Origin of the sequence: Endozoicomonas sp. ONNA2 (genome assembly GCF_024606365.1) — a bacterium.
Classification (GTDB): domain Bacteria; phylum Pseudomonadota; class Gammaproteobacteria; order Pseudomonadales; family Endozoicomonadaceae; genus Endozoicomonas.
On record NZ_JAHHPO010000396.1, the window covers coordinates 1 to 2,693 of the forward strand.

Consider the following 2,693-nt stretch of genomic DNA (forward strand, 5'->3'; position numbering starts at 1 on the left):
ACCAATTTGCTGCCACCGCAGTAGGGCAGTCTATTCTCAGACAGCCTCCCGGATTCCCACCCCCGGTTTCATAATTTCTGACCTGGATCCTTGCCATTCACGGGAAGCTGCGACCTTTTCCCAGACTGAAAAAATGATGAAGTTATTCCGGGAAAGATACTGAGAAGCTGAACGGGAATAGTCTGCCCTGCACGGCAATTCATGACTACTTTCTATACGACCTATACGACCTATACGACCTATACGACCCATACAACGGTAAAAATTTATCCAGGGACGCCGTTCATAAAGGCTGTTTTATGGAATTTTCCCTGCCGTTTTCAGTCATACTCATTATCTGTATCAAAACAGCCCAAAGTCATGAATAGTGTCAACAAGAGAGATCTCTCATTTACCTGTCCTATCTGCCTTGACAACGACGGGATCACCACAGGGCCGTCTGGCGGGCGCACACTGGTGAAAACTTCCTGCCAACCGAAACCTCATCTTTTCCACCTGGAATGCATCACCAAATGGCTTGACGGTGAACAGCAACAGGGAAAGAGGCTCGATCAACGCGAATGCTGTGCCTGCAAACAACCGGCTCTGCCACTGATTCCTCTGAACCAGAGCCAAATCGCGGAAAACAAGTCACCTTATTGCGAATCCCCGATGCTTCATGCCTGTCGTATCGGGGATCTGGACAGCCTGGACATGCTGCTGACACTTGACGCCGGTCTGGCAATGGTAACGTACCGCTCGGCGGTCACTGGTCAACCTGCACACCCGTTAGCCATCGCTATTGATTCCGGCCATATGGATTGCGTCCAAACACTGATCGACTATCGCGCCGATGTCAATGCTGCTGACCATGATGGTCAGACCCCCTTGCACATCGCGGCTGAGAACGGCCACGTCCAGTGCCTGAAATGGTTGATTAGCCGGGGAGCGAATATCAATGCCACCAATAAGAACGGCGAAACGCCCCTCCATATGGCCTCCAGAATCGGTATAATCCAGGCCCGTCAACAATGGGCTGCCATGGGCATCGGTGACAGCTTCGATGACGACAAGATATTCAAATACTTTACCTGCAAAAAAGACAAGGGCTCCGGGGGCCTGAATGAGCTGCTTGCTCACAGCGAAGTGAATATCAATGCCCGTAATAACGACGGCGTCACGGCCCTGATGATCACCGCATTATCGGGCAAAACCGGGCATCTGAAATGCCTGCTCGACGCAGGAGCAGATATCAATCTCAGTTCTGAATGGGGCTGGACAGCTCTCCACTTCGTTGCCAGAAGTGGCTGTGCAGAGTCCACCAACCTGTTACTGGCCGTTCCCGGTATCAAGGTCAACAAGAAGGATGCGTGGGGCTCGACAGCACTTCACGTAGCGGCCGACAGTGACTGTGTCGAGTGCCTCAAGGTGTTGCTGGCCGCAGCGGATATCTCGGTTAATAATATGGATAACAAGGGTTGGACCGCTCTCCATGTCGCTGCCAAATTCGATAATACAAAGTCCGTTGAGACATTACTGACGGCTCCCGGCCTCCGGGTCAATAAGAAGAATGACAAGGGTCACACAGCCCTCCACAAAGCTGCCAAATACGAAAGTACACAGTCCGTCAAGACATTACTGACCGCTGCGAACATCCAAGTCAATAAGAAGAGTAACAAGGGCTACACAGCGCTCCACATCGCTGCCAAATACGATAGTATAGAGTCCCTGACTGTGTTACTGGCTGCGCCTGGCATCATGGTCAATTTAAAGACTGACAGTGGCAAGACAGCTCTGCATATCGCCGCTGAATACTGCAACACAGAGTGTATCGAAGCGTTGCTGTCCGCTCCCGGCATCCAGTTCAATGAAAAGGATCGAGATAACCGGACGGCTCTGAGCCTGGCTGCCCTAAGCGACTGTGCGCAGTCCGTCAAAGTGTTACTGGCCGTTCCCGGCATCGAGGTCAGTGAGATGGATTCCCACGGCTTTTCAGCTCCCCATCTGGCTACCCTGAACAACTGCGCAGAGTCCCTCAGAGTGTTTATGGCCACCCCCGGAATCATGGTCAGTGAGAAGAGTTCCCAAGGCCTTTCGGCCCTCCACTTAGCTGCCTTAAACAACTGTGCAGAGTCCCTCATGGTGTTGCTGGCCACCCCGGGCGTCCTGGTCAATCAGAAGTTTGTCAGGGGCTGGACAGCTCTCCACATCGCTGCCAACTTGGATAATACAGAGTGCGTCGAGATATTACTGGCCGCTCCTGGCATCCAGGTCAACAAGAAGAATGACAGTGGCAAGACAGCTCTCCACATCGCTGCCAAATACAACCATGCAGAGACCATGAAGTTATTACTGGCTGCTCCTGGCATCCTGGTCAATGAGAAGGTTAATGGCAGAACAGCACTTCACATTGCTGCAATCCACGGCAACTCAGAGTGTATCGAAGCATTGCTGGCCAATCCGGACATCCAGATCACTGAAGAAACTGACGATGGCTGGTCGGCCCTGAGTTTAGCTGCCAGCTATGGCCACGGCACGTGCACAAGACTCCTGATTGCAAACGATGGCTGGCGACCCCCTCCATTACATTAGCAAGACTTTAGCGGTAATTGTCCCGGTGCAATCTTTATGTGTTGTAGGTATTAACGCTTTGCAACACTAAGTAGCTGGCCATATGGAATCGAATATTTCTGGCTACTTGGGCTGGTACTATG

Annotated in this window: 1 protein-coding gene; it reads left to right on the top strand. The window is 51.9% G+C overall.

The genetic code is table 11. The features are described from left to right. The first annotated feature begins 360 nt into the window (after positions 1-360). On the top strand, positions 361-2,571 hold the full coding sequence (locus tag KDK14_RS07190) for an ankyrin repeat domain-containing protein (RefSeq protein WP_257264370.1): 2,211 nt from the start codon (positions 361-363) through the stop codon (positions 2,569-2,571). Positions 2,572-2,693 lie beyond the last annotated feature (122 nt).